Consider the following 24,272-nt stretch of genomic DNA (forward strand, 5'->3'; position numbering starts at 1 on the left):
AGGGGAGGCGAGGGTGCGTAGGACGTGGGCCAGGTTTGCCTGTTTGACTGCGGGCATCGTGGCCTTGGGGGTCAGTGTGTCCAGGTGTCTGGTCCGCCGCCGCGCCATTCGATCAGGTCCGCACCGGCGGCGTCGAGATCGTCCCAACCTTCGAGGCCAGCGTGCTGGAGGAACACGGTGAGGTCGTGCAGGGAGTAGGCGGTGCCGAGGACGTCACCGTCGATGCGCACGCGTCGGCCGCCTGCTTTGCTGGGCGCGTCGACGATGACGCGTGGTGTGGGCATGGGCTCAGCTTCTCCCGTAGCCGGTTGCGCCGCACGCGGGGCTGCTCCTACTGCGGCAGTCGTTGGTCGTCGGGTAGCGAGGTCAGTGGGTACCGATGCCGACGAGGAGGGCGCGGGCGTATACGGGGTGGCCCTGGCCGTCGAGGCTTTTGGCTTCAAGGTGGCCGCGGTGGACCCAGGAGCAGATGGTGGGAGCCGTGACGGCGGCCGCGGGGGCGGTGTAGAGCCGTCGGGCATGTGGGCGTCACCTCCGACCTGTGTCCCGATCTACGGTCGGCGTGGGCCTGGGTGCAGTCGTCCGCACCGGCATACGGGACGACGGCGCCTTGCTCGGTCGGACCGGTGGTGCACGCGTAGGCGCGAGAGCATGAGTGCGGATCCCGGTGGATTCCTCAGCTGAGCATACGTGTGATGTCGGCAAGACTGTTGTGCTACATGAGGGACCTTGTCCAGCAGGAACGCCGCGGCCCGCCACACCGGCCACGTGTGGCGGGCCGGTGTGAAGCCAGACCGTGTCGGGTGTGAGCGGCGAACTCAGTGTGGCACAGGGCCCGTCGCCCGTTCAGGCCGCGTCGGTCGCGGCGTCCCGGTGGACGTGGAGGACGCGTACGGCGTGCGGGTCGTAGTCAGTGCGGCTGAGGTGGTGGCTGCAGACGGCACAGGTGATGCGGTCCTGGCCGGCGACGGAGGCCAGCCCGAAGGCCTCGCAGGAGGGCAGGGCGCGGCGTAGTAGTGGCGGCGGGGTACGGCGTGGATGAGGCCGCCGAGCTGGCGGTGGAAGTCGGCGACCCAAGGGTGTGTGAGGGCGGGGGGGCAGGTAGGCGGTCAGCCAGGGGCACCAACCGGTGATGGTGGCTCCCTGGGTGGGCACGGCTTGCTCGCAGGGGCGGGCGTACTCGGTGCCGTAGGGGTCGCGGTAGACGGCGGGGGTGGCTGTATGCGATGAATCCGGCCCAGGCGTCGAGCCATGCGCGGATCGGGATGGTGTCCGGCTGCTCGTCTGCTGTGCCCTGATCGGCGTGGCAAGGGTCGAGGCGGGGCCAGGACGCGCACGTCGACCGGGACGGGTGCGTGGGCACGGCCGGTAGCGCCGAGGCGGCCGTGCGCGGGGCGTGAGGAGGTTGCGACGAATTCGTCCAGCAGGCGGGCTTGGTGCGGTGGTTCGGCGAGCCCTGCGTGCAGCTCGGCGGCGTGGAGCGGGCAGGCATGCTGCCCGTCGTCGGCGGTTCGGGGGCAGATGGCGCAGCTAGCCACGCCCAGCCCCGGTGTTGCGGTGTGCTGCCCGGCGTGCTCGGGCCAGGGCGGCCGGGTCTTGGAGGAGGTCGGGGATGGAGTGTTCCTCGCGGCCGTCGGCGACCTTGTCGTGGCCGAGGAGGAGGGCGTGGAGCTTGTCGAACTCGGCGATGACCTTCGTGGTCGACTTGCTCATCTGCTGCTCGGTCACTTCGCCGAGGGCGGTCAATTGGCGGGTGACCTCGGCGTGGAGGATGTCGCGTACCTGCGTCTCGGCCAGCTCGGCGGCCAGCTGGCGGGTGGCCTCGACGAGGTCGCGGGCGGCCTTGACCTCGTAGCGGAGGTCCTTGAGGGCGCCGCGGGCCTCGCGGATCTCCCTGCGCAGCTGGTCGCGGGTCTTGTGGAGGTCCTCGGTGGGCAGCTCAGCCATGATCGTTCTTTCCGGCCGGTGGTCACCGGCCGTTCTTACGGGCGGGTAGGGGTAGTTCCTCGCGCGTACGCGCGGGCCTGCACTGCGCGCCCGTGTGCGTGAGGGGGTCAGGTGGGCTTGTGGGTGCAGACTGTTCCAGCACGAGGTGTTGTGGCGGGTGCAGTAGCCGTCCCAGGTGTGCCAGCGCCAGCAGGGCAGGCCGAGCTGGTGGGTGCGGTGGCTGAATCCGGAGCGGCCGTGCGGGAGCGTGAAGTAGATCCGCTTGGCGGTCTTCTTCGCGATCGGTGCTGGCGGATCTGGTATATGCCCAGGGGGTCGTCGTCCCAGTTGGCGTCTCACAGTTCGTACAGGTACTCGGTGCGTTCCAGGTGCGTGGTGGGTCCATGTGTCGAGTGGGTCATGGCCGTTTCTTGGCTGCATCGAGGGCGGTGTCACGCAGGCCGGCGATGAGTTCCTCAACGCGGTCTACGGGGACGCGGACTGCGGCGACGTCGTTGTGGTTGCAGGGGATTCGCAGTGCGATGTGCGGGCCGTCCTCGGTGCGAAGCGGTTCGACGCGGAGGTGATCGTCGTCGGGGTCGGTGTAGTGGAAAGTCATCGGGGGCTCCGGTGAGGGGGTGGTTGGGGCAGGTGGGGTCGTGGTGTCCAGCGAGGGAGGGCCATCAGCCCTCGCAGCAGGCGTGGTCAACGTGGTGGACGGCTTCGAGCCAGGTTTGTAGGTGGGTGGCGGCGCCGTTGCGGACGGCCGTTGTCGCGGCGGAGGCAGTGGTGGACCCTGAGGGCGACCAGGTGTGTGGTGGAGAACAAGATGACGAGCAAGACGAAGGCGGCGGCCAGCAGGATGTAGTTGAGGGCGGCAAGGGTGTGCTGGATGCTCATCGGCTGCCTCGGTGTGGCTGGGGGTTCCACAGTGGGGGCTGGATCTTCGGCCTGCGTCGGCCGGGCCGCCGGCGCTGCTGGCTGATGCCGGTGCAGGAGTCCCGGTGCGCGACGGCTTTCCATTCCAGGAGTTCTTGCTCGGGCCGGTCGGCGTCGAGCCGGCGGACGACCAGGCCGCCGAGCCCGTTGGTGTGGGCGGCGAATCCGCCGGCGGGTGAGGGCAGGGCGTCGAGGGGGATGCGCTGGCCTTTGAGGCCGGTAGCCCAGCGGATGCGGGCGCCGCAGCGGGTGCAGGGGGTGACGCCTTGGGTGGAATGCGGGATGGTCGGCATGGGGCCGGTCTCCTCTCGGGTCAGGCGGTGGGTCGGTAGGCGGAGCAGCGTTGGAGGGGCAGTGGGGTGGTCTCCCGTTGCAGGCGCGGTAGGTGTAGGGCTGGGCGCTGGTATGCGGGGGTGGCCGCGGCTGGTGTGGTTGGCGTGGGGCGAGTTCGGCGCAGGTTTTGCAGGGTTGGCCGGTGTGGGAGAGGAATCCTCAGGGGCATTCGGGGCGGCGGCATATGGAGCGCACGGGCAGGACGGCGCCGAGCTGCCAGCGGCCGCGGTCGTGGATGACCCCGGTGCGGTCCAGGACGGCCCAGACGCGCGGGCTGAGGGCCAGCTCCGGCGTACGCGTGGGGCGCAGCAGGGCGCACAGGGCCGCGAAGCGGCGGAGGAACCTGCACGCTGTTACTCGCGGTATCCACAGGTGGGGCGACCCACTTACGGTCATCTCGCCTACGTCGGAAAGTCCCACGCCTGGGCGTGTTCCTCGGGTCGTTCAGTTCTTGATCTCCTTGTACGCAGGGGATCCGTCATCAAGATCGGGACCCGATCCGTCATCAGGATCAGGGGTCAGTTCGGGCTCCTCGGCGGGGTGGACGGGGTCGTCGTGGACGGTGATGAGGTAGCGGCCGCGGTAGTCGGCCCGCTTGTCCTGGCTGATCCAGCCGAGCGCTTCCAGCCGGTCCAAGAGGCGGGCCACGGAGGCCTCGGCCAGGGGCTCTCCGGCCGACCTGCCACCGTGATGGCGCAGCAGTTGGGCAAGCTCGCCGAGCGTGGGCCGGTGGCCCTTGATGACGACGGTGTAGCGCATGACGAGGGAAAGGCGATGTTCCGGGCCGCTCAGGGTGTCCGCGGCCCGCACTGGTGCCCACACGTACCCTTCGCCGCGCTCGAGGTCGTGGCACCAACGCTGCGCGGTCTGCCCCGTACCGGTGATCTTGTGGGTCTGGCGCTTGGTGAAAAGTTCCTGTACCTCGTCCGTCGGCGCGGGCTGGCCCGACCTGCGAGTCGATCTCTGGACCTCTGCGACCCAGGCGCGGACGTATGCCACACAGGTGGAGGGCAGGCCGGGACGGGCCAGAGCGGCGGCGACCCAGAGCCGCTCGAAGGCGGTGATGGGCGTGGCTTCAGGGAAGAGACCGTCGTACCGCTCGGCCACACCCCCAGCGCGGTGACCGTCTGCTCCCGGCCCGCGCCGGGTTTGACGGCCAGCCAGGCTGCGGTGGCAGCGGGGGAGCTGCCCAGCAGCCCGTCCGGCAGGGCGGCCGCCATCTGCGGCAGATGGCGGGCCACCCCCTCGAAGGTGTGGTGCAGCTTGGGTGGCACACGGCCGGCCAGCCGACACTGCTCGGCCACGCGGTCGGGTAGCGCCGCCTGGAAACCGCGCGGCTGGGACGGCGCTGGCCGTGAGCCCACGCGCCGAGCCGCGGCAGTGCCGCGACCGCAGGCTGGTCGAGATGCTCGTTGATCAGGGCCGCCAGTTCCGGGACGAGTATCTCGATGGCCGCCGTGTCCGGCCAGCCACCAATCGAGGACAGGTCCCAATGTGCTGCGAGCCCGTTGTCCGCAGCCACGGCGAGCTGCTCTCGCGACACCTCTCCGGCCTCGCCTTGGCCCAGCGCGGACAGGAGGGCTTCGGTGACGCTGAGCGTCGGCAGTAGCCGGTACGGTGCGGGGCCCTCCCCCCCAACTCCCGTCGTTCGCCTGCTGCTTCAGCAGGCACGCGAGACGGCGTTCGTCTCCATCCAGCCAGGGTGCCCAGGACGTCACCCGGGCTGTCTCATAGAGGGACGGGCGCACGCTGCCCCAGCAATCGTCGTTGACCGACGTCACAAGTTATGAGCCCATCGCTCGTAGTTCTGCCTGTGTCGTGTTCGGCTCAGGGGCACCGGACTCATGACTGCCTCTCCGTGGCTATCGACACGATCTGCCTCAGCGTCCTGGCGACGTGCGGGGGCAGGTCTGCCCTGTCCAGCGTGGCGAGGGCGGCACAGCGGCGGGTATTGATCATTTCCTCGACCCGCTGCCGGGCACCGGTGGTCTCCAGAACGGTGCCGATGCCTGTGGTGAGAAGCGGGGGCACCTCCTCACCGTCGGGAGGCGGAAAGGAAGAGGATCCCGCCGTCGGGGTCCTGGAACAGCCGGACATCGTCGAGTTCGGGAGGTGTGGGATGGCCGAGCAGCGCAAGCATGGCGTGTGCGTCCCGGTGGATCAGAGTCCAGTCCATGACGGCTTCGAAGTATCCGGCATCGCCGAATTGCGGCGTTACGTTCGCCACCAGTAACCGCCCGCCGGGGGCGAGTGAGCCCAGCAAGGCGCGAGTGAGGCGGATGGCGGTGCGGTCGGGCAGGTAGTCGTACAGACCGGTGGAGGTGATCATGTCGAGCGGTGCCTGCTTCAGACCTCCCCGGGCGATCACGTCGCGGACGTGTTCGGGAGCCGACTGCACACCATACTTCCCGTAGGCGCGGGAGACCGTGACCAAGGATTCTTCGTCCTGATCCAGGGCCCAATAGGTGGCGACCGCTCCGTTGCGTACGGCGATGCTGTCCTCGATTTCGCGTAGGTGGCCTGCCGCGAGCGAGGCGATACGTACGCCCGGACGCTGGCGGGCAAGGTTGTCGATGTGCTCACGGATGGTCTGGCGTCGCCAGCGGGCGCCTCGCATGGCCGGGCGCTGCATCACGGCGCTGTGCAGAGCCCGGATTTCGCTACGGAGAGGGTGAGGCGACCCTCCCATTCCATAGATCATGTCCATGGTGACTGCGTCGCCGGCGTAGCCGCGAGGCTTCTTCAGCCCTCGCGCGGTGAACGGCTCCGTGTGCAGCACACTGGCCAAGGGATGTTCACGTACCTCCCGGCACAGCAGCTGCCACTGTTCCGGGGGACGTGCCGCTCGTTGCTGTTCAAGCCACCCGCACACCATGTCTACGGCTTTTGGCGTATCGCGTCCGGAGAGGACTGCGGAATGGAATCCGTTCAGCGTGTCCATCGGTTCTGCGCCCTCCGTGCCTACTGTCCGGGAATCGGGGGAGTGTTGTTCTTGGGGCATGCGGCTATCGCCATGGCTGGGTCGCGTTCGCCGCTGTTGTAGCCGCCCACCCGCGCGTCGATCGAGGCGTGCGTGCCGGTCTCGGTCAGTGTCACGGCCCGTACCTGCAGGAAACCGCCCGGCTTACCGCTGGAGTCCTTCGGCCGGTCAAGGTCCGCCGGTTGGCGTCGTTGTCCGGCACGTCCAGCAGGAAAAGCGGGCGACGAAGAGACCCCCCACCTGCGAGGACCGCAGTCTCCGCGACAAGGACAACAGCTGCTCGCCCGACTTCATTCAGTCTCAACGTGCTCTACTCTCTTCTCGTCTGACAGGCGTCATGGTGAGGCGGTGAGTCGTCCCGCGGTCTGGATGTTGTCCAACCACCGAAGCCGTCGCAAGCAGAGCCGCCTTTAGTTGCCCGCTGCAGCAGGGACTTTGCCCTTTAGCCTCGATCTTTCTGACGGTCTGCTGGTGGAACCGGTGGACGTTTCGCTTTCCAAGGTTGATTGCTGGTAGGGCTGCGGCCCGACTGTCGCGTCGGGTGGGCGCCGGGTTCCACTGCTCCGGACGTGACGGTGCTGCTCGCAGGGCCGGGAATGCTACTGGTCAGACTGGGCTGGGTAGTTGGTCGAGCCGTTCGAGGGCGCTGGTGACGACATGAGTCCAGGGCCAGTGGCGGGCGAGGCGGAGGATCTGGCGGCGGCCGGTGGTGATGAGCTGGCCGGCCGGGCTGAACATGCGGAGCCGCAGGCGGCGGGGCTCCCAGAGCCGGGCCTGGCCGTTCAGCGCAAACATCGGCATCCAGGCCAGCAGGGCGAGTGCGATCTGGACGATCTCTAGCCAGATCCTGTTTTGAGGGGTGTCGTGCAGGGGCAGGTTGCGCAGGCCGGTCGCGCGGGCGGCCCGGATGCGGTCCTCGGCCCGTGCCCGCACGCGGTGGCGGAGTTCGTGTTCGGCGATGGGCCGGCCGGGTGGTGTTGGTGGCGAAGCACGTGATCCGCATGCCGTCGGCGCCCGTGATCCTCAACTGGGCTCCGGGGTGCGGTCGTTCCTTCCGGACGATCAGCCGCATGCCCTTCGGTCAGCTGTCGAGCATGCCGCCGGTGAGTTCGGCGACCCAGGCCCCGTCGCGGATCTCTCCGTCCGGTCGACGGCCGGGGTCCATGCCGCGAGCGGCACCTTGAGTACGGCCTGGTGGATTTCGTCGGTGATGGTCATGCCGACCGAATACGACAGCCACCGGCCGCGTTTGGCGCGCCAGGTCAGGAACTCGCGGGTGCCGCACGCGGAGTTGGTGCGGATCAGCGTCCGGCGCCCGCGCCGGTAGGGCTTGGGGCCCTGGGCCAGGGCCAGTTGGGTGGTCCTTCGCCAGGACTGTAACCCTGGCATCAGGGACTCCACAAATCCCAGTACAGCTCATACTCCCGAGGCCGCGGACCGCTGGACATGGATCCTGATCGTCGCTCACACCCAGGTCCGGCTTGCCCGGCCCCTCGCCGCGGACCTCCGCCGCCCCTGGGGAAAGCCCACCACTCCCGACCGGCTCACCCCCGCCCGGGTTCGCCGAGGGTTCAGGAACATCCGCGCTCACCTCGCCTGCCCGACCCGTGTTCCCAAACCTCGAGGCGCCAGCCCCGGATGGCCACCCGGCGCCAGGAACGAACACCGGGCACCCGCTACGACGTCGGCAAGACCATCAAACGCCCCGAGCCCCTCAAGGTCATCGGCAAGCCCGGAAGATCTTGGTAGAGGAAGAACAAGCTAGGGCGTCCCTGGCTTCGTCCGCTCGGAGTTCCGACAGTTAGGGACGCGGCGGGCTGTCCCCGGCAGGGAGCCGGGGTGCGAGGCGGGGCTGTCGTCCCACCGTGTCGCAGCTGGGCCGGGTGCCGCTTCCCACGGGTTTGTCCTGACCGGCCGGCGATGGCGGCCGGTGACCGGACGGTAAAGAAGCAGGCAGGCTCCGCTGAGCAAGAGAAGGGCAGTCGCGGCCAGGAAGGGCGCGGTGGAGTCGGCCGCGTACAGGGTGACGGCCATAAGGGGACCGATGGCAAAGGCCACGCCCGCCGCGCCGGCGATGGCACTGCCTGCTTGGATGCTGTCCTGCCGGGTGTCGGCACGCGAGACGTACTCGTAGCAGGAGGACAGTGCCAAGCCAATGCCCGCAGAGGTGGTGAGGTAGCCGGCCAGCAGCCATGGCGACGACTGTCCGAACGTCATCGGCAACATGCCGACGACGGTCAGGAGCAGTCCGCCACCGACCATCCGCGCTGTCTGCTGTGGCGTCCAGACCGTCGCGGCGGCCTGGGCCAGCAGGAACGGGACGCTCGATGCCACGAGGAACCAGCCAGCCATGCGACCGGCCTGATCGGTGGTCAGGCCGTTGCGTTCTTTGAGCAGGGATCCGGTGATCACCTGGATGCAGGCGACCAGAAGCAGCAGCGAGCCCACGACCAGCAGGCAAGACCAGACCTTGCGGATGAATGGCAGGGCGCTGCCGGCCGCGGCGGCGCGCCGGACGGGCCGTCCCTGCGGGGCTAGGCGGGCGACCAGCACGATCACCACGATCAGTGGGGCCACCGGAGCGAGGAGGAGGACGGTCAGCCCCGAGGGGTTCGTCGAGGCGCCCAGCAGGGGGCCGGCCAGGAAGCCGAATCCCTGTGAGCCCGCGACCACTGCGGCGGCTCGCAGCCGCTGCGGGGAGGTGGTGGTGTCGGTCAGCAGGCATGCGGGACCGGCCACCTCGACGGCGGCGACGGCCAGACCGAACACGACGCCCCGGGTCAGCATGGCGAGTGTCGCCCCCAGCGCGGGCGAGTCCGGTGCCCAGCGCACCACCCCTGCGAAGGCAAGGGAGCTCAGGGTGATGCCGACGAGTCCGAGCAGGAGTACTCCGCGGCTGCCCCAGCGGCGCGAGGCGAAGGCCCACAACGGGTTGGACAGGAGAATGACACAGCCGGACACGGTGATGACCACGCCCATCCACAGGTCGTCCACGCCCAACTGCTCCGCCAGGGGCTGAAGGACGGGGGCGTTGGTCTGCTGGACGGTGTATCCGCAGGCCATGGCCGCGGCGACCGGGGCGAGACCGCCACTGCCCGAATGGGGACGGGCCGGTGTCACGGCACCGCCGCGAGCACACGGGACAGTCGCTCGTCCGGCTGGGTCACCAGTCGTGTTAGGAGTTCCGTCACGCCGGTCCCCAGGCGTTCGAACGAGTCGGGTGGGTACAGTTGTGGATTGGCCTCGAATTCCAGGAACGGTACCCGCGTGACGTCGCTGGAGCAGTTGGCGCGGAAGTTGGACGCGGGGCCTGTAGCCAGGACGTGGAACTCCGAAGTACGGTCGGTGAAGCGCGGCGGGTTTCCCACGATGACGTTCACGTAGGTACGTGCGGTGAACGTCGGCAGCCGGTCGGTGGGGACGCGCTGATGGGCCACAGCGGCGGCGAGTTGTCCGGAGACCCTTGTGGCGGTGTCCGTGAACGTGTCGTCGGCGGCGATCTTGATGCGCAGCGGCAGTTCCTTCGCCATGTTGGTGGGCGTCTTGACGGCGTTGAGCGTCGCCCGGTTGCCCAGGAGCATCACCAGTTCGACTTCTGGCTGTGTGCTGATCCGGCTTAGCTCGCACGCGACCGCCGTGATGAGGATGGCGGGCCAGCGTATGCCGGTCCCGGCCGACAGCGCGGGGAGCGCCGAACGGCAGGCGTCGGGCAGGGGTACGGTGAGCCGGGCCGACCGGGGAGAGGCCGCCTGTACATGGGGGGAGAACCCCGCCGGGGGGATGGGGCGGGACAGCAGATGGTGCCAGTAGGTGATGTCCTTCTCGGCCCGTGGCGAGTTCCGGTAGGAGGTCTCTTCGTCGACCAGCCGGGCCAGCGGCACGAAGCCGCTGGGCGGCGCGGTGGATCCGGTGACGATGGCGTCGAAGTGCTGGGCGATCCGGGTCAGATAGCGCTGCGCGCCGTAGGCGTCCAGCGTGATGTGGTCGTAGAGGAAGAAGAAGTAGGTGGAGTCGGGCGTTTCGATGAGCGTGTGGGCGCAGGGGGCGGTGCCGTTGCTCAGGTCGAAGGCTTTGCCCAGTGCTGTGTTCATGTACGCGACGGCTGTGTCGTCGTCAGGGAGTTCGAGCGCGGTCCACGGTACGGGCGCCGCGGGAAGGATGACCTGCCGTGGCTCGCCAGCATGTGTCCGGACCGTGACCCGCAGGGCTTCGGTCTCCGCGTACGCGGCGGACACGGCCGCTTGGAGCGCGTCGCCGTCGATGCCGTCGGTCAGGCGGAAGAAGGCTCCGCAGTTGTCCTTCGGGTCGCTGGGGTCACACCGGCGGGTGTCCCACATCGGGCGTTGCGCCGCGAGCAGCGGCAGTGCCGCGGCGCGGGGCCCGGTTGCCGGGCCGGTCATCGTTGTGACCTCTCCGTCTCGATCAACTCAGCTAGGTACGCGGCCAGTTCGCGGATGGTGGGGTGGTCCCAGAGCGCCGTGACGTCCGGCACCACGTGGAAGGCATCCTCGATCTGGGTGACCATGGCGATGACGGACACGGAGTCGAGTCCGTAGTCACTGATCGGCACATCCGGGTCGACCTTCTCTGGGGGCAGACTGGCGTACTCGGCGATTGCTCCGGTCAGCCAGTTGCTCACGGTTTCGGCCTGGGGGGTGTCCCCGACTGTGCTCATAGCTATTTCCTCGTTGTGTGGGTGAATGGGGTTTCAACGGGTGCCGGGAAGCGCGCGGCGCGGCTCGGGAACCCGGTGACCGAACACGTGATGCCCCGACAGGCCCAGGTCGCGGTCGTCGGTGCACCGTGCGAGGAGTTCGGCGAACAGGCGGTCCTCGACGTGTGGGGGGAGGGGGCCGCGGCACCCCTCGGCGCGGGCCAGGACCGCTGCCGTCCAGGCCGGCATCCAGTCCGCCCCGGAGTCGTGATTGTGCCGCCAGGTCTCCAGACAGGTGCCGACGACGGAGAGCTGGACATACCGGTCGACCAGGCGTGCGGTGGGGGCGGAGGCGTCGACGCCGAGTTCGGTCGTCGGCAGGGCAGCGCACTGGGCGCGCCGTCGATGTCCCTCCTCGGCGAGTGCTCCGGCCATCCGGCTGATCAGCCTTGTCTCCGCGTCGTGCTCGCCGCCCAGAACTTCGGCTGCCACCCGCAAACCGCCGAAGAGGTGGTCGCGGCCGTTGCCGGTCACACGCAGGGCTCGGAAGTCGAGGGGCGGGAGGTCCGCGTCCCTGACGAACACCGCTGGGTCGGCGGGTCCGACGGGGCGCCGGGCCACCAGCGGCAGCTGGGGCAGGATGGTCATCCGGCACGCGGCCTTGCTGACGTGGACCACACCGATCGCCCGGATGTCCCGCAGCAGTTTCTGGAACACGGCGGTGGGCCCTTCGGCGAGGTACGAGTGGGCTCCCAGGACCGTTGCCAGCCGATCCATCGCTCTCATGAGCAGGTCTGGAACGACGTACTTGACCGCGGCGGCCTGCAGAGCACCCTCGCCGGGGTGCAGGTGCAGAGTGCGGGCGGCGGCCGTGGTGAACGCGTCGGCCGTCAGTAGGGTGACGAAGACGTCCACCAGCGCCATCCGCAGGTGCGGAAACCCGATCGCCGGAGCACCGTACAGGGTACGGCCCTTCAGGTGCTGTACGGCGAGCCGCAGAGCGGTGTCGAGCGCGGGGGTCATCATGCCCGGAAGCGCGATCCGCGACAGCTGGAACGCCTTCATCGTGTTCTCGGCACCGCGACCGAGCCCGCCCAGCACCCGGTCCGCGTCGACAGGCACGGAGTCGAAGGCGATGCCGCCGAGATGTATCCCGCGCAGCCCGACTGAGGAGTACCGGGGCAGCCGGGTCACGCGGTCGTGTGCGAGGTCGGGGTGGCGCAGCAGCAGCTGGGAGTGGGAACGGGGGGTGCCGGGTTCGCCGGTCGCCGCGAACGTGACGACGGCGTGGGCGCGGGTGACGTTCGTGACGACCTCCTTGCGGCCGTCGAGCACGAGGCGGTGGCCGTCCGGGCGGGCGCGGAAGTCGACCGCGGCGAAGTCGTTGCCGTGGTCGAGTTCGTGGTAGGCGCAGGCCAGACGGTGACCGGCAAGCAGGGTGTCGGCGGTGTACCGGCGCTGGTCGTCGTTTCCGGCCAGCCAGACGCACACTGCGGCGAGCAAGGAGCTGGTCACGTATCCGGCGCCGAGTCCAGGGTCGCGGCGGGTCACCACCCGGGCGACGTTGATGAGGTCGTCCAGGCGAGTGAAGCGACCGCCGAGCGCGCTCGGCACCAGTTCCGCGTTCATACCGAAACCAGCCAGGGCGGCCTCCCCGGCGGCAAAGGCGTCCGCGCGGTCGTCCGCGTCGAGCACGGCGTCGAAACCCAGCGGGTTGCCGGGTGCGAAGGGGTTCCCGAAACGCTGTTCCAGAGCGGCCATTCGCTGGGAGGCAGGCACGATCACCACAGTGTCGTCTCCTGGTCACGGCCGAACAGTGTGGGCGGGTCGGTGGTGTCGAGGACATACGGCGCGACCGCGGTGAACGTCTCGTGCCGGCCGGGCTGGGAGGGAACGAGGTTTTCGACCACCAGCTCCAGGCAGGCCCGCAGCAGCAGCTGGGGCCGGTCACCAGGGAGGTGGGTTAGCAGCATCAGGCACACGGCGCCCGCGAAGCACCACTCGAAGCGTTCGGCGAGCCAGAAGGAGTCTGTGCCGGGCATGCCCCGCTGGGGGCGGTGAGCGGCGGCGGCCGCATGGACATCGGCGCACACCGCCTGGAACTCGTCCAGTACGGACGTCAGGCCCTCATCGTCCTTGTACAGCCCGCGGACTTGGCGCAGCAGTTCCGGGACAGCTTGCGTGAGAGTGCATCCCGCGGGCGGTGCGAGTCGGAGACGCTCCGGTGCGAACTCGGGCAGCTTGGTGCTGACTAGGTCGGCCAGTCGCTGTGCCGCCGCGCGGTCGGCCTTGCCGTAGGAGCGGCCGAGCCGGACGAACTGGGCGATCAATGCCTGCCGGTTGACGGCGGTTGTGCCGTCGAAGATGGGCACGATTCGGTGATCACGCTCCAGCTTGGCGAACGCGCCGTGTTCGAAGACCTCGGTGAGGTAGCCCCGGGCCCCCAGCAGTTCACCGACCTGTGTGATGAGTTCGTCCACGAGTGTGGGGACGTACGCCTTGCAGACGGCGGAGACAACACTCATCTCTTGCGGGATGACGTGGATCGCGCGGGTGGCGACGGCGGTGACCGCCTCGGCCAGAAACAGCCGGGTCGCGGCGCGAGCCAGCGTGTCGCGGACCAGTGGCAGGTCGGCCAGCGGTCTGCCGTACAGAGTGCGTTCCAGGACGAAGCGCCGTGCGAGAGCGAGGGCGTGGTCGGCGGCCCCCAGCGACAGTGCTGCGCACGCAGTCCGTGTCAGCTGCAGCGCCTTGAGGACGATCTCCCCGCCCTGGCCGGGCTCGCCGACCACGGCGGTGGGCGGTACGACCGCGCCGTGCAGCGACAGACCGCTGATGTCGGCGCCTCGGATGCCCAGAGTCCTGATCTTGTCCTGGTGCCGGTAGCGGTCGGCGGGCAGTTGCCGTTTGTCGACCAGGAAGAGGGTGAATCCCCGTGCGCCGCCATCCGGGGAAGTGCGGGCGAGCACGCACGCCACCCGACTGCGGGTGGCGTTGTTGATCAGCCATTTCTCACCGTCGAGCCGCCAGCCTTCCGCGCCACGCACACCGGTCAGTTCCCCGGCCAGGACATCGCTGCCGTGGCCTCGTTCGGTCAGTCCCCAGCAGACCGCCGCGCCCTCACCGATCTGCCTCCCAAGCCATTCGGCGGTCTCGGGCGCGCCCGCCACCCAGACCGACACCGCACCGAGGAAGGTCTTGCCGTGCGCGATCGCGACGGTGAGGTCGCGGCGCGCCACCGAACGCATCAGAGCGACGACCTCAGGGAAGCTGTCCAGCTTCCCACCATGCCGGACCGGCACGTAGTGGTCTGCGAGCCCCACCTGGTCCAGGGCCCGGCAGGCGTCGGCGGGGAACGCGGACGCGGTGTCGAGGCCGGCCAGCAGCGCCGGGGAAAACGGGCCGCCGTCACCGCTCCACAGGTCGAGGGCGTCTTCCAGCGTCCGTGAGGCGGATCCCACCGTGTCCGTGTTCATCACCGGGCCGCCTTCGGGACCGACCGGTTGTCGAGTGCGGTACGGATGCGTGGCGTGAGGTGGGTGTGCACAGCCTTGAGCTCCGCGGAGAGGAACCGCTGGCGCATCTCGGCGCGGGCGATCTTCCCGCTCGTGGTGCGCTGTACATGACCGGGCCGGACCAGGACCAGAGCGTCGAGATCGACGCCGAACTCCCGGCTCACCATCGAGCGGACGGATGATGCCAGTTCGTCGAATACCACCGGGTCGGTGCCGACGGCGACCTCGTGCACGAGGACCAGAAGGTCGGCGCCGTCGGAGTCGGGCACGCTGAACGCCGCCCCGACCCCTGACTTCAGCTCGGGGTACGGGGCGCGTATCTCCTCCTCCACGTCGTGCGAGTGCAGTTTCCTCCCCCGCACGATGACGATCTCCTTCATGCGGCCCGCGACGTGGAGTTCACCGTCCTGGATGAAACCGACGTCTCCCGTACGCAGAAAGGGTCCCTCACCGGTGTCGGTGACGGCGCCGAAGACCTCGCGGGTCTTGTCCGGGGCGTTCCAGTAGCCCTGAGCGACGCTGCCGCCGGAGAGCCATATCTCGCCAGTGAGGCCCGCGGGCATGACCGTGCGACGGTCGGGGTCGACGATACGGAGGTCGGCGTCGGTCGGGCGTCCGCAACTGACCATGGGACGCCGGTCGGACGGTGCGGAAGAGGGCTGTTCGGCGGGGACACGGAAGACCGGTCGCCGCGGTGCGGAGCTGCTCACCAGAAGCGTGGATTCCGCCAGTCCGTACGCGGGAACCAGCGCGTCCGGGCGGAAGCCCGCCGCTGCGAACCTGGCGCTGAATGCCTCCATGACGGTCCGGGAGACGGGCTCGGACCCGTTGACCGCGGTCCGCCACCGGGAAAGGTCGAGCTGGGACAGCTGTTCCTCGGTGACGCGGCGGGTGCACAGGGCGTAGGCGAAGTTGGGTGCCGCGGAGAACTCGATCCCCATCTCGTCGATCATGCGCAGCCAAAGGTGCGGGCGACGCAGGAACGTCATGGGCTCCATGAGGACCGCGGAGCCACCGTTGACGATCGGCGCGAGGTGGTGACCGATCAGGCCCATGTCATGGTAATTGGGCAGCCAGCCACCGACGCGCGCCGCAGGACCTATGCCGAGCGAACGCGCGATGGCCTTGGCGTTGGCCAGTACGTTCTCGTGGCTGACGATGACGCCTTTGGGGCTGCCCGTGGAGCCTGACGTGTACTGGAGGAATGCCGACCGCTGTGGGTGGCCGCTTACCAGTTGGCCGTCCTCTAGACCCGGTGAGTCCGCTCGTTCCTCCGCCAGTACTGCCAGTCGCAGGTCCTGCTCGACGAGCCATTCGGTCACACTCGCCTCCGCGCCGGACGTGGTCAACACAGCGGACGCGCCGGAGTTGTCGGCGATCGCCGCGATCCTGCGGCGCTCGTGTGGGAAATGGCCGGGCAGTGGGACGGGGACAGCGATCCTGCCGGTGAGAACGCACGCGAAGAACGCGGCGGTGAAGGCGTGGCCTGGAGGGAAGCAGAGCAGGACGCGGTCCCCGAGAGCGCTCCGTTCCGTCAGACGGCGGCCGATCTGCCGCGCCATCCGGTCGATGTCCGCGGCACTGAACCACGCCGCCTGCGTTTCACTTCCGGTGGCGCTGTAGTCGCAGATCATCGGTGCGTCAGGAGAGGCGCCTACCCGGCACCGCAGCACCTTGTCAAGCGTCGGCAGGTGGGTGGTGGACAAAGGTGCCGCCATAGGGATGTGAGATGTCAGGCTGCCGGGGGTACTCACAGGGAAGGGTCGGCTCGGCGGACCCGCGAAGCCGGGTGATGGCCGACTGTGACAGACCCACCGTGCTCACGCACACACAAGACACGCATCAGGTCTCTGGTTGAACCGCTTCCGTAGTGCCAAGCGTCCGTCGAGAGACGACGCGGGGCAGCAGAGGCGCAAGGATGGAAAGTCGAATGCTTGGTCACGGCCCTTGGGACTAGCACGAGTTGACTGTCGGCCGCCAACTTCCGGGCAACGGCAACAATGACACCGCGTTGAGCGAATCCGGAATGGACACGGCCTCCAGCAAGGCGGCCATAGGCGTCGAGGGCTACTAACAGGGCACAGCGGCTCTCATCCTTCACCGCCGTTAGGCAAGTCGCAATGGGCTCAAGGGCTGGAAAGACGAACACAACAACCTCCCATCGGTGAGTGCGAGCCCGAGTCCGTCACGCCTGCGCACGGATGAAGAATCTGGTGCGTGCTGAGGAACGTTGATCGCCGCGGCGACAGCCAGTATTGGCACGCCAGACAACATCGCCGCTTACACAATTTCGCACGTGCCCAGTAGCCAGCAGTGCTCCGGCGAACTCAACCCCAACATCCCACCCTCAGCCACCGAGCCAAGCAGCTACGAGGGAGTCCTAGAGTATCGAAAGGGCTCCAGAATTCGCAGTTTTCGTCGTGCTGGCAATCTACTCAACATCAGGTGTCAGGCATCCCCTTCAGCCTCACGATTGCCTATTCGAACTTGACATGAGGTAGAAGCGGGAACCCATCCCCTTCTTGCGTGGAAGGCCGGGGGTCGTGCGGAGTATCGCCCGTCCGACTCCGACCGGTATTTGCACGTGCGTGCCCTTTGGGGTGACGAGCACTCAGACAAGCGGGAGGAGGATGGCCCGTTGGGCAGGAGTTATCACCACAGGAGGTTGGTGGATTCCAAGGCGGTGGCGCTCCACCGTATGGTGCGACGGTCCAGGCCTCATAGTTCCGATCGCGCGACTCCGCTGCACTCGAGCAGGCCGTAGCTCCGCCAAGAAGCGGTCCGCTCCTCGGACTTTGCCCGCGCCACGTGGGCCTCGCCGACCGCGTTCCGAAGTGCATGCCGGACACGGGACTGTAAATCGTTCGGTGTAACTCCCGATCATGGAAGATGCATCGATGACCAGTGAGAACGTGACCGAGCACGAGGCTGCCGAGTCGGCGGCGGCTGTGTCGGTGAAGGCTGTGGACGACCAGCTGATCGACGAGTTGGTGAGCTGTGCCCAGGCCGAGGGCCTGCAGTTGACGGGTGAGGGCGGGCTGCTGCAGCGGTTGACGAAGCGGCTGCTGGAGTCCGCCCTCGAGGGCGAAATCACCGATCACCTCGGCTATGACAAGCACGATCCGGCGGGCAAGGACGGCGGCAACTCCCGCAACGGCAAACGCTCCAAGACCGTGCTGACCGACGTGGGGCCGGTGGAGATAACCGTGCCCCGTGACCGGGACGGCTCCTTCGAACCGAAGATCGTCAAGAAACGGCCTAGTGCTGGGTTCCTCTTTTGCTGGGTATATGTCCTGGTGGCGGGGCTGTTCGGTTGCTCGGGAGCGGGTGCTGGACGGTGGTGTTACGGGCACGGCCGAGCCGTGACGAGAACGAGCAACGGCTCGTGCTTCGACTGTCGCGAGCCCGCAAAGCGCCGCGCGATCTGGTGGTGCGGGCGCGCATGGTCGAGCTGAGCTGGTCCGGACAGCGGGTGCCGGCCATCGCGGAAGAGTTGAGGTGCAACCCCAAGACGGTCCGCCGCTGGTTGCACCGCTTCAACCGCTCTGGCCTGGACGGACTGGAGGATATGGGCGGTCAGGGCCGCAAACGGCGGATCACCGAGGCGGAACGCTCGATGATCATCGGCTTGGTCAGACAGCCGGCGCCGGGCCGGCTGACCGTGCAGGCAGGCGGCGAACTGGCCGCAGAGGACGAGTCCGGGCCGCCGGAGTGGACCCTTGACGCACTGGCCGCGGAGGCCCAGCGGCGGGGCATCGAGATCGGCCGCAGCCAGGTCCGTCGGATCCTGCTGGCCGAGAGGGTGCGCTGGCGCCGCACCCGGTCCTGGACCCGCTCGAGGGACGCAGACTTCGAGGGAAAAGGACAAGGATCATCGAGCTCTACACCCGCCCGCCCGGCGGCGCGACGGTCGTCTGCGCCGACGAGCTCGGACCGGTGATCCCCCGCACGTTCCCGCCGGCGCCGGGCTGGTCGCCGGACGGCCACCGCATCAAGTCCGAAGTCGACTACAGCCGCGGACCGGAGAAGACCTGGGTCTACGGTGCGCTGCGAGTGCGGGACGGACAGGAAATCACCATGACCGCTTCCTCTCGCAACAGTGCCTTCTACCAGCAGTTTCTTCAGAAGGTCGAGGCAGCCAATCCCGCTGGGGACATCTACGTCGTTACCGACAACCTGTCCTCACACAACAGCCTGTCCACCCGGACTTGGCTGGTGGACCACCCCAGAATCCGGCACGTCTTCATCCCCGTCGGCGCCTGCTGGCTCAACCTTCAGGAAGGCTGGTGGCGCATCTTCCGCAAGGCCGCCCTCGCCGGGCAGTCCTTCGCAGGACCACCCGAGATCGAGCAAGCCACCCGTCTCGCAACAGCCCAGCTCAACACCCGAGCCCAGCCCTGGGTCTGGGGCAGGCCCGCACCGCCAACCCGCCGACTACGGCGCCGATATGCGTACGCCGTTTGAGGAACCCAGCACTAGTACTGCAACGGTGCTTGTTCTGATTGCTGGGCAGTTTCAGGGGCTGTGTCCGCGTCGTTTGTAGTGGCTGATGCGGGTTTGGTGCTGGCGTCGTCGTCAGTGTGGCCAGTGCAGAACGTCGTCGACCGGGGTGGGGTGGCGGTGGGTGAGGCGGGTGATCAGGCGTCGGATCTCGGCGAGGCTGTAGTGGATGAGCTGGGAGGATCCGTTTCTGCTTTGTCGGCGTCGAGCTGGCGGGCGCGTAGGACGGTGTGGCAGGCGTGGGAGGCCATGGCCAGGGTCATGTGGCGGTGCCAGCCGGGGTAGCGGCGGACCTGGTAGTCGTCCAGGCCGCATTCCTGCTTCGCGGTCTGAAGCATTCCTCAACAGCCCATCGGCTGCCCGCGATGCGGATCAGCTCGTCCAGGGTGGTGTCGGCGGGGCAGTAGGCGATGTAGTAGGAGATCTGCTCGGGCCGGCTGACGCTGCGGCGGGCGAGGACCCAGTGCCGTCGGTCCTCTCGGTGCCATGGTCGGACTTCGACGCGGGCCCAGTCGAAGGTCCGCCGGCCGTGTGCTCCTTCACCGCAGGACCGGCGTTTCCACTTCTGCCGCGGCAGGCCGGGAAACAGGTCGTGGACGGGGTGGTCGATGGACCAGCGGGTGACGACCGTCAAGCGGAGCCGTAGTCGGCGGGGCTCCCAGAGCCTGGCCTTGCCCGTCAGGGCGAGCATCGGTATCCAGGCCAGCAGGTCGAGAGCGATCTGCACGATCTCCAGCCAGATCCGGTTCTGGGCCGTGCGGTGCTGGGGCAGGTTGCGCAGGCCGGTGGCCCGGGCGGCGCGGATGCGGTCCTCGGCCCGGGCCCGCAGTCGGTGGCGGAGCTCGAGCTCGGCGATCGGCCGGCCCGAGGTGTTGGTGGCGAAGCAGGTCAGCCGCATGCCGTCCGCATCCGTGAGCCGCAACTGGGCCCCGGGGTGCGGTCGTTCCTTCCTGACGATCAGCCGTATGCCTTCCGGCCAGCCGTCCGTCGCCGGTGAGTTCAGCGACCCAGGCGCCGTCACGGATCTCGCCGTCCGCCTCGACGGCCTCCGTCCAGGCCGATGCTGGAACCCTCAGCACATGCTGGTGGATCGCCTCGGTGATCACCATGCCGACCGAGTAGGACAGCCACCGTCCCCGCCGGGCGAGCAAGGCGACGAAGTCGTGGGTGCCGCCCGCGGAGTCGGCGCGGATCAGGGTCCGGCGTCCGCGCCGGTACCTCTTCGGCAGCTGGGCCAGGGCCAGTTGGGCGGCGGTGATGTGATCGGTGGCCGTGTTCGATCCCGCGTTGCCTGCTCTGAGCAGGGCCGCGACCGGTTCACCCGTGCCGCCCGGTCCGTGGTCGACGAACCCCATCAGCGGGTGGTGGCCGTAGGTCGCTTCCACGTGGGTGCGGCGTCCTCCTTGTCCGAGTGTGCGATCACCAGCACCCCGTCGAGGTCCACGGTCACCGTCCCGCCCGCGTCAGGCGCTGTCCGGTCAGCCAACCGCCAGACGTGTCGGCGGACTTCAGCCCGCGCGGCACGGATGGCCCGCAGGGCCTTCTCCCCGGAGGTGGCCAGGGCCTCGACGAGGCGGGAGACCGTCGGGTCGGAGGCCACCGGCCCGAACACGGCCGGCTCGGCCCGCAGCATGGCGACATCCGCGAGGCAGTCCCCGCCCAGCGCGACCGCCAGGGCCATGTCCAGCAGGATCTTGCCCGGATCGTGCACCGCCCGAGCCTTCCGCCACGGCGTCAGCGCCGCCGATATCGCGGTGTCCAAGCCGGCCTTGCGGACGGTCTCGACCAGCAGTACGCCCCCGGCCTGCGAGACCACCGCCCGGCCTCCGCCCTCGATGCGGACACGCGGGTACGACCCGATACGCTTCTTCACCTGGAGAGTGCTTCTTTCCGTGCAGTCAACAGGACCCTAGACAAGTCCCATCGTTGCAGGTCAGGAGCACTCTCCGTTTATTTGATCAAGCATCGGACATCCCGCCTCGTGAAAGCGCGAGGTTAAGGATCTCCAGCGCTGCCCCTCCAGGGTGAGGACGGCCTTGGTGGCCGTTGGGTGTCCAGGCTGGTGGCCATGAGAAACCCAGGCGTGTGGCCAGTGGTGTTCCTGGGGGTGGGGGTCAGTTCAAGGGGGCCACTCCCTTCCCGGCGAGGGCCTCGGCGAGGCGGTGCGAGTCGCCGGTGGTGGTCACGAGGTGAGCGTGTGCATGAGGTGGTCGGTGCTGGCGCCGGCGAGGGTCTTGGGCATGATCGTGTCGAAGCCCGAGGGGTGGATGTTGCTGGTCACCGCGATGGAACGTCGTTCGTAGGCGGCGTCGATGATGCGGTAGAACGCTTCGGCGGCGTCTTCGCAGCCAGGCGGCCAGCTGCTCGGCGTCCCGTCCCAGAGCGTGAGCGGGAGCGGGAGCCGGATGTCGGCATCCACCAGCAGGGTGCCATACACGTCGGCGTACAGTGCGAAGTCGTCCACACCCAGCACCCGGGGCGTAGCCGCTGGCGGCAGCGGCATCCGCATCAGGTGGAACAGCACGCTGGTCCGTGAGATCGACACCGGGCGGCCACCGACGGCAAGGTCGGCCAGCGTCCCGCCAGCTGAGAACGCATCAGCCCTGACCCGACGCGACAGCCGGGCACTCCACCTGCCCAGACTCCGAAATTCCCCACCAACACTCGCTACAAAGGGTCCGTCAGCAAGCTGACGGACCCTCATACAAGATCGAGGTTAATGGCTGTACCGATGGCCCGCAAGGCCGCTCACGGCCCCCGACTCTTTCATGTGAAGTTCAGTTGGTCGAGCCCTTTGCAACAACTCATGAAACACGAAAAGCCCTGGATGATCTGCAGGCGGCGCGGGGTTTCATAGGCGGTCGCCTATGAAACGCCCCAGCCTCCGGGCAGTTGAGGCGATCACCGGTCGGCAGTAGGCGAGCCGGGCCTCAGTGCCGCGTGGCGTCGCCGTGCTGGCGCGCGCGGTCGAACTCCATCTCGTACGCGACCATGGTCCGGCCACTCGAAAGTCGGGTAGCCCAGAGGAATCTCGAGCCGTCACGAAGATTGGCACTAAAGGGCAAAGTCCCGTGCTGCAGGGGGCAACGAAGGGCGGCTCTACTTGCGAGGTCGGCTGGCCATTATTCAGACTGCGGGACGACTATCTGTCCTGCCCTGACCCTTGTCAGACAAGAAGAAAGTAGAGCAAATTGAGACTGAAAGAGTTTGGTCGAGCAGCTGTTGCCACGACGACCGGGCCCTCTGTATAAGCCATGACCTCGTCGCACGAGCTGGATTCCGCAGCAATCTCCCATGGTGACCGGGAAGGCGTCTATTCGCTGTTCTCGGACCCCGACTTCATGTATCGCACCGCGTCGCCAGTCGTACTTGACGCGCACGCCATCGACCGGCTTCTGGGAGATCGGACCATGGTCATTCTCCACCGCGGAGAGGCCGTCGGACTCTGGTCTTTCAGTAGTGCTTTCCCCCTCTACAGCCGGCACGTGCCAGTCTACTCCGGAATTTATCTGCTGGACTACCGTCTGAGCAGTGCCGCGCCTTCCGAGTGGTGGACGGTGGGGTACCAGCAAATTCTCGAATTCCTCGGCTCGAAGAGTGACGTGGTCAGGGTGACAATGCGGGTCCCGGAGTTCGACCGGCTCGGACAGGCCGCTGCGGTCAGGATGGGTCTGCGATTCGAGGGGGAGATCGGACAGGCCCTGCAGTGGAACGGGCGAAGCTGGGCGAATAGGGTCTACGGCCAGGTCCAGCCGCCTGACGTTTTCCATGACGCCGTGCCCGGCAGATTTCCCGGACAGTCCTCCCGGAACGACGAGGGGTCGTGTCATGGCAACTGATGAGCACGGGGCGATCGCAGCGATACCTCCGCTGGTCGGATACCGGTTTCCCCATCAGGAGTTCGAGCAGGGGCGCTGGCTTCCGGACGAATTCGTCTCCTTCTGGAACGACCACCGGGTTCCCCGGTTCTCCGATCGATCGGAGAACCTGCCCCAACGTTCTGATGATTCCACGCGGACGCTGATCGCCGAAGGATACGCCTTCGTGAGGATCACCAACATCGACTGGATCGACCGGCAGGGCCGGATCGAGATCCGGCTCCTGGACGAGGACCGATCCGCCCGGCTCGACCTGCTGCTGCCCGAGGTGCTTCGAATCGGTTTCGGCCAGTTCAACCTGCACCGACTACACGGCCTGGTGACGCCGGGCCCTTACGACGTCGCAGGCTGCCTCCTGCGCCACGGATTCGTCTGTGAGGCGACCGTGCCCTATGGCGTCCGGCTGGCCGGTCGCCCCCGAGCCCGGGAGATCTGGGCGCGGCTAGCGGAGGACTGGACCGAATGTTGTTGAAAGCACTCTCCAGCCGCGTCCAGGAAGCCTCGTTCGAGGACATGGGGCCGCAGGGCCTGGAGTTCTTCGGCCTGGACACCCGCCGGTACGGTCCCGGCTCTTTGTGGACGCGGCTGGAACGGATGGGTGTTTCAGTTCTCGCCGCCGTCACGGACGCCGAGGTCGCCGGATTCGCCGGATACCGGATCAATTCCGCCAATCACCGCCAGGCCGAGATATCGGTTTGCGCCTTCGCGCCGGACCGGTCCGGCGCAATTCTGGACGCTCTTATCCGGCAACTTTCGATGGTGCGGCGAGTTGGCTCCTTCGTCGCTGTCCTTGTTGCCGGTTCCGCTGATGTTCCGGTGTACCTGGACCGCGGATTCGTGAACGTCGGCAGGCTTCGCGCCAGCAAGTACCGCGACTACCGGTATCACGACGATGAGGTGCTGCACCTGTCCATACCGAAGACAGAAGGCGAGGTGGACAGTGACGTCGATGCGGAGATTGGGCGATCTCGCCATCCTGCGGCATCTCCGGGAATCTGACATTCCCGGCCGGATCGCGGCTCTCGGCGATTCCCAGGTTCGGAGGAACATCACGAACCAGCCGGCTCTGGTCTCCGAAGCGAGTCTCACACAATTCTTTCTCGACATCGTTCACGGGAAGAATCCGACGCGGATCGAGTTCGTGGTGGCCAAGCCCGACGGCACCGTCCTCGGCTACACCTACCTTATGGGCTTTGACTATCTGAACTTGACCTGTGAGATCGCTATGCTCGTGCTGCCCCGGTACCGGTTCGGGATGGGATACGCGGCCATGCTCCTGACATACGAGCACGCCTTCGGTGTCCTCAACATGCGCAGCGTGCTGAACCAAGTGTACGCCAGCAACGAGATGATGTGCTCCGTCAAATGGCGAGCCGCCAGTGGAGCGGCGCTGTCCGCCGACAGCGATTTCACGGAGGGGAAGTTGCGCGCCACCTATTCCTGGAACCAGACCCGGGAGGACTTCCTGCGGAAATACCGGGAGCCCGCAGGAGCGGCGGATGTCGTGCCGACCACGAACAAGAGCGCGGAAAAGAGCGGATGAGACG

General features: G+C 67.8%; 21 protein-coding genes and 6 pseudogenes. 8 read left to right on the forward strand and 19 right to left on the reverse strand.

The features are described 5' to 3' along the window. Nucleotides 1-71: 71 nt before the first annotated feature. The 10 genes and pseudogenes from OG254_RS49055 to OG254_RS49100 all read right to left on the reverse strand — a co-directional run. Entirely contained in the window at nucleotides 72-284 is a 213-nt protein-coding gene (locus tag OG254_RS49055; protein WP_405594678.1) for a hypothetical protein, read from the reverse strand. A gap of 1,246 nt (nucleotides 285-1,530) precedes the next feature. Further along, nucleotides 1,531-1,947, reverse strand: coding sequence for a hypothetical protein (locus OG254_RS49060; RefSeq protein ID WP_405594680.1), 417 nt, complete (start codon nucleotides 1,945-1,947; stop codon nucleotides 1,531-1,533). Between the two features lie 397 nt (nucleotides 1,948-2,344). Further along, nucleotides 2,345-2,545: a hypothetical protein gene (locus tag OG254_RS49065; protein ID WP_405594682.1), complete on the reverse strand. Its 201-nt coding sequence runs from the start codon at nucleotides 2,543-2,545 to the stop codon at nucleotides 2,345-2,347. A gap of 277 nt (nucleotides 2,546-2,822) precedes the next feature. Further along, entirely contained in the window at nucleotides 2,823-3,158 is a 336-nt protein-coding gene (locus OG254_RS49070) for a hypothetical protein (RefSeq protein WP_405594685.1), read from the reverse strand. Between the two features lie 199 nt (nucleotides 3,159-3,357). Beyond that, the gene (locus OG254_RS49075) at nucleotides 3,358-3,594 is read right to left on the reverse strand and encodes a hypothetical protein (protein ID WP_405594687.1); all 237 of its coding nucleotides are present in this window, start codon (nucleotides 3,592-3,594) and stop codon (nucleotides 3,358-3,360) included. 48 nt (nucleotides 3,595-3,642) lie between these two features. Beyond that, on the reverse strand, nucleotides 3,643-4,305 hold the full coding sequence (locus OG254_RS49080) for a hypothetical protein (RefSeq protein WP_405594689.1): 663 nt from the start codon (nucleotides 4,303-4,305) through the stop codon (nucleotides 3,643-3,645). 735 nt (nucleotides 4,306-5,040) lie between these two features. Further along, the gene (locus OG254_RS49085; protein WP_405594691.1) at nucleotides 5,041-5,229 is read right to left on the reverse strand and encodes a hypothetical protein; all 189 of its coding nucleotides are present in this window, start codon (nucleotides 5,227-5,229) and stop codon (nucleotides 5,041-5,043) included. Between the two features lie 4 nt (nucleotides 5,230-5,233). Next, nucleotides 5,234-6,139, reverse strand: coding sequence for a hypothetical protein (locus OG254_RS49090; protein WP_405594693.1), 906 nt, complete (start codon nucleotides 6,137-6,139; stop codon nucleotides 5,234-5,236). 20 nt (nucleotides 6,140-6,159) lie between these two features. Beyond that, a complete protein-coding gene (locus OG254_RS49095; protein WP_405594695.1) occupies nucleotides 6,160-6,294 on the reverse strand; it encodes a hypothetical protein in 135 nt (44 codons plus the stop codon). Nucleotides 6,295-6,784: 490 nt separating this feature from the next. After that, nucleotides 6,785-7,540: pseudogene (locus OG254_RS49100) on the reverse strand (transposase); the annotation flags it as partial. A gap of 58 nt (nucleotides 7,541-7,598) precedes the next feature. Between OG254_RS49100 and OG254_RS49105 the strand changes: the two are divergent. Next, nucleotides 7,599-7,927, forward strand: a pseudogene (locus OG254_RS49105) (transposase); the annotation flags it as partial. A 12-nt stretch (nucleotides 7,928-7,939) separates the two neighbouring features. Here OG254_RS49105 and OG254_RS49110 read toward each other — a convergent pair. The 6 genes from OG254_RS49110 to OG254_RS49135 are packed head-to-tail and all read right to left on the reverse strand — an operon-like array spanning nucleotide 7,940 to nucleotide 16,053. Next, nucleotides 7,940-9,298: an MFS transporter gene (locus OG254_RS49110; RefSeq protein WP_405594697.1), complete on the reverse strand. Its 1,359-nt coding sequence runs from the start codon at nucleotides 9,296-9,298 to the stop codon at nucleotides 7,940-7,942. Continuing rightward, complete coding sequence (locus OG254_RS49115) at nucleotides 9,295-10,578, reverse strand: condensation domain-containing protein (RefSeq protein ID WP_405594699.1); 1,284 nt, start codon at nucleotides 10,576-10,578, stop codon at nucleotides 9,295-9,297. The genes OG254_RS49110 and OG254_RS49115 overlap by 4 nt, the downstream gene beginning before the upstream one ends. Next, on the reverse strand, nucleotides 10,575-10,853 hold the full coding sequence (locus tag OG254_RS49120; protein ID WP_405594701.1) for an acyl carrier protein: 279 nt from the start codon (nucleotides 10,851-10,853) through the stop codon (nucleotides 10,575-10,577). Before OG254_RS49120 ends, OG254_RS49115 begins: the two co-directional genes overlap by 4 nt. 33 nt (nucleotides 10,854-10,886) lie before the next feature. Then, complete coding sequence (locus OG254_RS49125) at nucleotides 10,887-12,620, reverse strand: acyl-CoA dehydrogenase family protein (RefSeq protein WP_405594703.1); 1,734 nt, start codon at nucleotides 12,618-12,620, stop codon at nucleotides 10,887-10,889. Beyond that, nucleotides 12,614-14,308 (reverse strand): acyl-CoA dehydrogenase family protein, encoded by a 1,695-nt coding sequence (locus tag OG254_RS49130; RefSeq protein ID WP_405594705.1) that lies wholly within the window; start codon nucleotides 14,306-14,308, stop codon nucleotides 12,614-12,616. The genes OG254_RS49125 and OG254_RS49130 overlap by 7 nt, the downstream gene beginning before the upstream one ends. Beyond that, nucleotides 14,308-16,053: a fatty acyl-AMP ligase gene (locus OG254_RS49135; protein ID WP_405594707.1), complete on the reverse strand. Its 1,746-nt coding sequence runs from the start codon at nucleotides 16,051-16,053 to the stop codon at nucleotides 14,308-14,310. The genes OG254_RS49130 and OG254_RS49135 overlap by 1 nt, the downstream gene beginning before the upstream one ends. 1,191 nt (nucleotides 16,054-17,244) lie before the next feature. Here OG254_RS49135 and OG254_RS49140 point away from each other — a divergent pair. The 3 genes and pseudogenes from OG254_RS49140 to OG254_RS49150 all read left to right on the forward strand — a co-directional run. Then, nucleotides 17,245-17,604 (forward strand): annotated as a pseudogene (locus OG254_RS49140) (transposase); the annotation flags it as partial. Nucleotides 17,605-17,789: 185 nt separating this feature from the next. Beyond that, nucleotides 17,790-18,287, forward strand: coding sequence for a helix-turn-helix domain-containing protein (locus OG254_RS49145; RefSeq protein ID WP_405594709.1), 498 nt, complete (start codon nucleotides 17,790-17,792; stop codon nucleotides 18,285-18,287). Then, nucleotides 18,221-18,811: an IS630 family transposase gene (locus tag OG254_RS49150; RefSeq protein WP_405594773.1), complete on the forward strand. Its 591-nt coding sequence runs from the start codon at nucleotides 18,221-18,223 to the stop codon at nucleotides 18,809-18,811. Before OG254_RS49145 ends, OG254_RS49150 begins: the two co-directional genes overlap by 67 nt. Nucleotides 18,812-18,984: 173 nt before the next feature. Here OG254_RS49150 and OG254_RS49155 read toward each other — a convergent pair. From OG254_RS49155 to OG254_RS49165, 3 pseudogenes are all read right to left on the reverse strand, one after another. After that, nucleotides 18,985-19,478 (reverse strand): annotated as a pseudogene (locus tag OG254_RS49155) (IS701 family transposase); the annotation flags it as partial. Continuing rightward, a pseudogene (locus OG254_RS49160) lies at nucleotides 19,479-20,720 on the reverse strand (IS1380 family transposase); the annotation flags it as partial. Nucleotides 20,721-20,961: 241 nt separating this feature from the next. After that, nucleotides 20,962-21,200, reverse strand: a pseudogene (locus OG254_RS49165) (ATP-binding protein); the annotation flags it as partial. 901 nt (nucleotides 21,201-22,101) lie between these two features. On the opposite strand from OG254_RS49165, the gene OG254_RS49170 reads away from it, so the two are divergent. Genes OG254_RS49170 through OG254_RS49185 form a run of 4 tightly spaced genes read left to right on the forward strand, consistent with a single transcriptional unit; the run spans nucleotide 22,102 to nucleotide 24,268 of the window. Then, a complete protein-coding gene (locus tag OG254_RS49170) occupies nucleotides 22,102-22,686 on the forward strand; it encodes a hypothetical protein (RefSeq protein WP_405594712.1) in 585 nt (194 codons plus the stop codon). Beyond that, nucleotides 22,676-23,197: a hypothetical protein gene (locus tag OG254_RS49175; RefSeq protein WP_405594714.1), complete on the forward strand. Its 522-nt coding sequence runs from the start codon at nucleotides 22,676-22,678 to the stop codon at nucleotides 23,195-23,197. Before OG254_RS49170 ends, OG254_RS49175 begins: the two co-directional genes overlap by 11 nt. Continuing rightward, a complete protein-coding gene (locus tag OG254_RS49180) occupies nucleotides 23,188-23,724 on the forward strand; it encodes a hypothetical protein (RefSeq protein ID WP_405594716.1) in 537 nt (178 codons plus the stop codon). The genes OG254_RS49175 and OG254_RS49180 overlap by 10 nt, the downstream gene beginning before the upstream one ends. After that, nucleotides 23,684-24,268 carry a GNAT family N-acetyltransferase gene (locus OG254_RS49185; RefSeq protein ID WP_405594718.1) on the forward strand — a complete coding sequence of 195 codons (585 nt, stop codon included), beginning with the start codon at nucleotides 23,684-23,686 and terminating at the stop codon, nucleotides 24,266-24,268. Before OG254_RS49180 ends, OG254_RS49185 begins: the two co-directional genes overlap by 41 nt. The last annotated feature ends 4 nt before the right edge of the window (nucleotides 24,269-24,272 follow it).

Origin of the sequence: Streptomyces sp. NBC_01092 (assembly GCF_045039535.1) — a bacterium.
GTDB lineage: Bacteria > Actinomycetota > Actinomycetes > Streptomycetales > Streptomycetaceae > Streptomyces.

Coding starts and splice junctions, on each gene's coding strand:
- OG254_RS49055 (WP_405594678.1), bottom strand. CDS start 284: ATGCCCACACCACGCGTCATCGTCGACGCGCCCAGCAAAGCAGGCGGC.
- OG254_RS49060 (WP_405594680.1), bottom strand. CDS start 1,947: ATGGCTGAGCTGCCCACCGAGGACCTCCACAAGACCCGCGACCAGCTG.
- OG254_RS49065 (WP_405594682.1), bottom strand. CDS start 2,545: ATGACTTTCCACTACACCGACCCCGACGACGATCACCTCCGCGTCGAA.
- OG254_RS49070 (WP_405594685.1), bottom strand. CDS start 3,158: ATGCCGACCATCCCGCATTCCACCCAAGGCGTCACCCCCTGCACCCGC.
- OG254_RS49075 (WP_405594687.1), bottom strand. CDS start 3,594: ATGACCGTAAGTGGGTCGCCCCACCTGTGGATACCGCGAGTAACAGCG.
- OG254_RS49090 (WP_405594693.1), bottom strand. CDS start 6,139: ATGGACACGCTGAACGGATTCCATTCCGCAGTCCTCTCCGGACGCGAT.
- OG254_RS49115 (WP_405594699.1), bottom strand. CDS start 10,578: ATGACCGGCCCGGCAACCGGGCCCCGCGCCGCGGCACTGCCGCTGCTC.
- OG254_RS49120 (WP_405594701.1), bottom strand. CDS start 10,853: ATGAGCACAGTCGGGGACACCCCCCAGGCCGAAACCGTGAGCAACTGG.
- OG254_RS49130 (WP_405594705.1), bottom strand. CDS start 14,308: ATGAACACGGACACGGTGGGATCCGCCTCACGGACGCTGGAAGACGCC.
- OG254_RS49145 (WP_405594709.1), top strand. CDS start 17,790: ATGGTCGAGCTGAGCTGGTCCGGACAGCGGGTGCCGGCCATCGCGGAA.
- OG254_RS49170 (WP_405594712.1), top strand. CDS start 22,102: ATGACCTCGTCGCACGAGCTGGATTCCGCAGCAATCTCCCATGGTGAC.
- OG254_RS49175 (WP_405594714.1), top strand. CDS start 22,676: ATGGCAACTGATGAGCACGGGGCGATCGCAGCGATACCTCCGCTGGTC.
- OG254_RS49180 (WP_405594716.1), top strand. CDS start 23,188: ATGTTGTTGAAAGCACTCTCCAGCCGCGTCCAGGAAGCCTCGTTCGAG.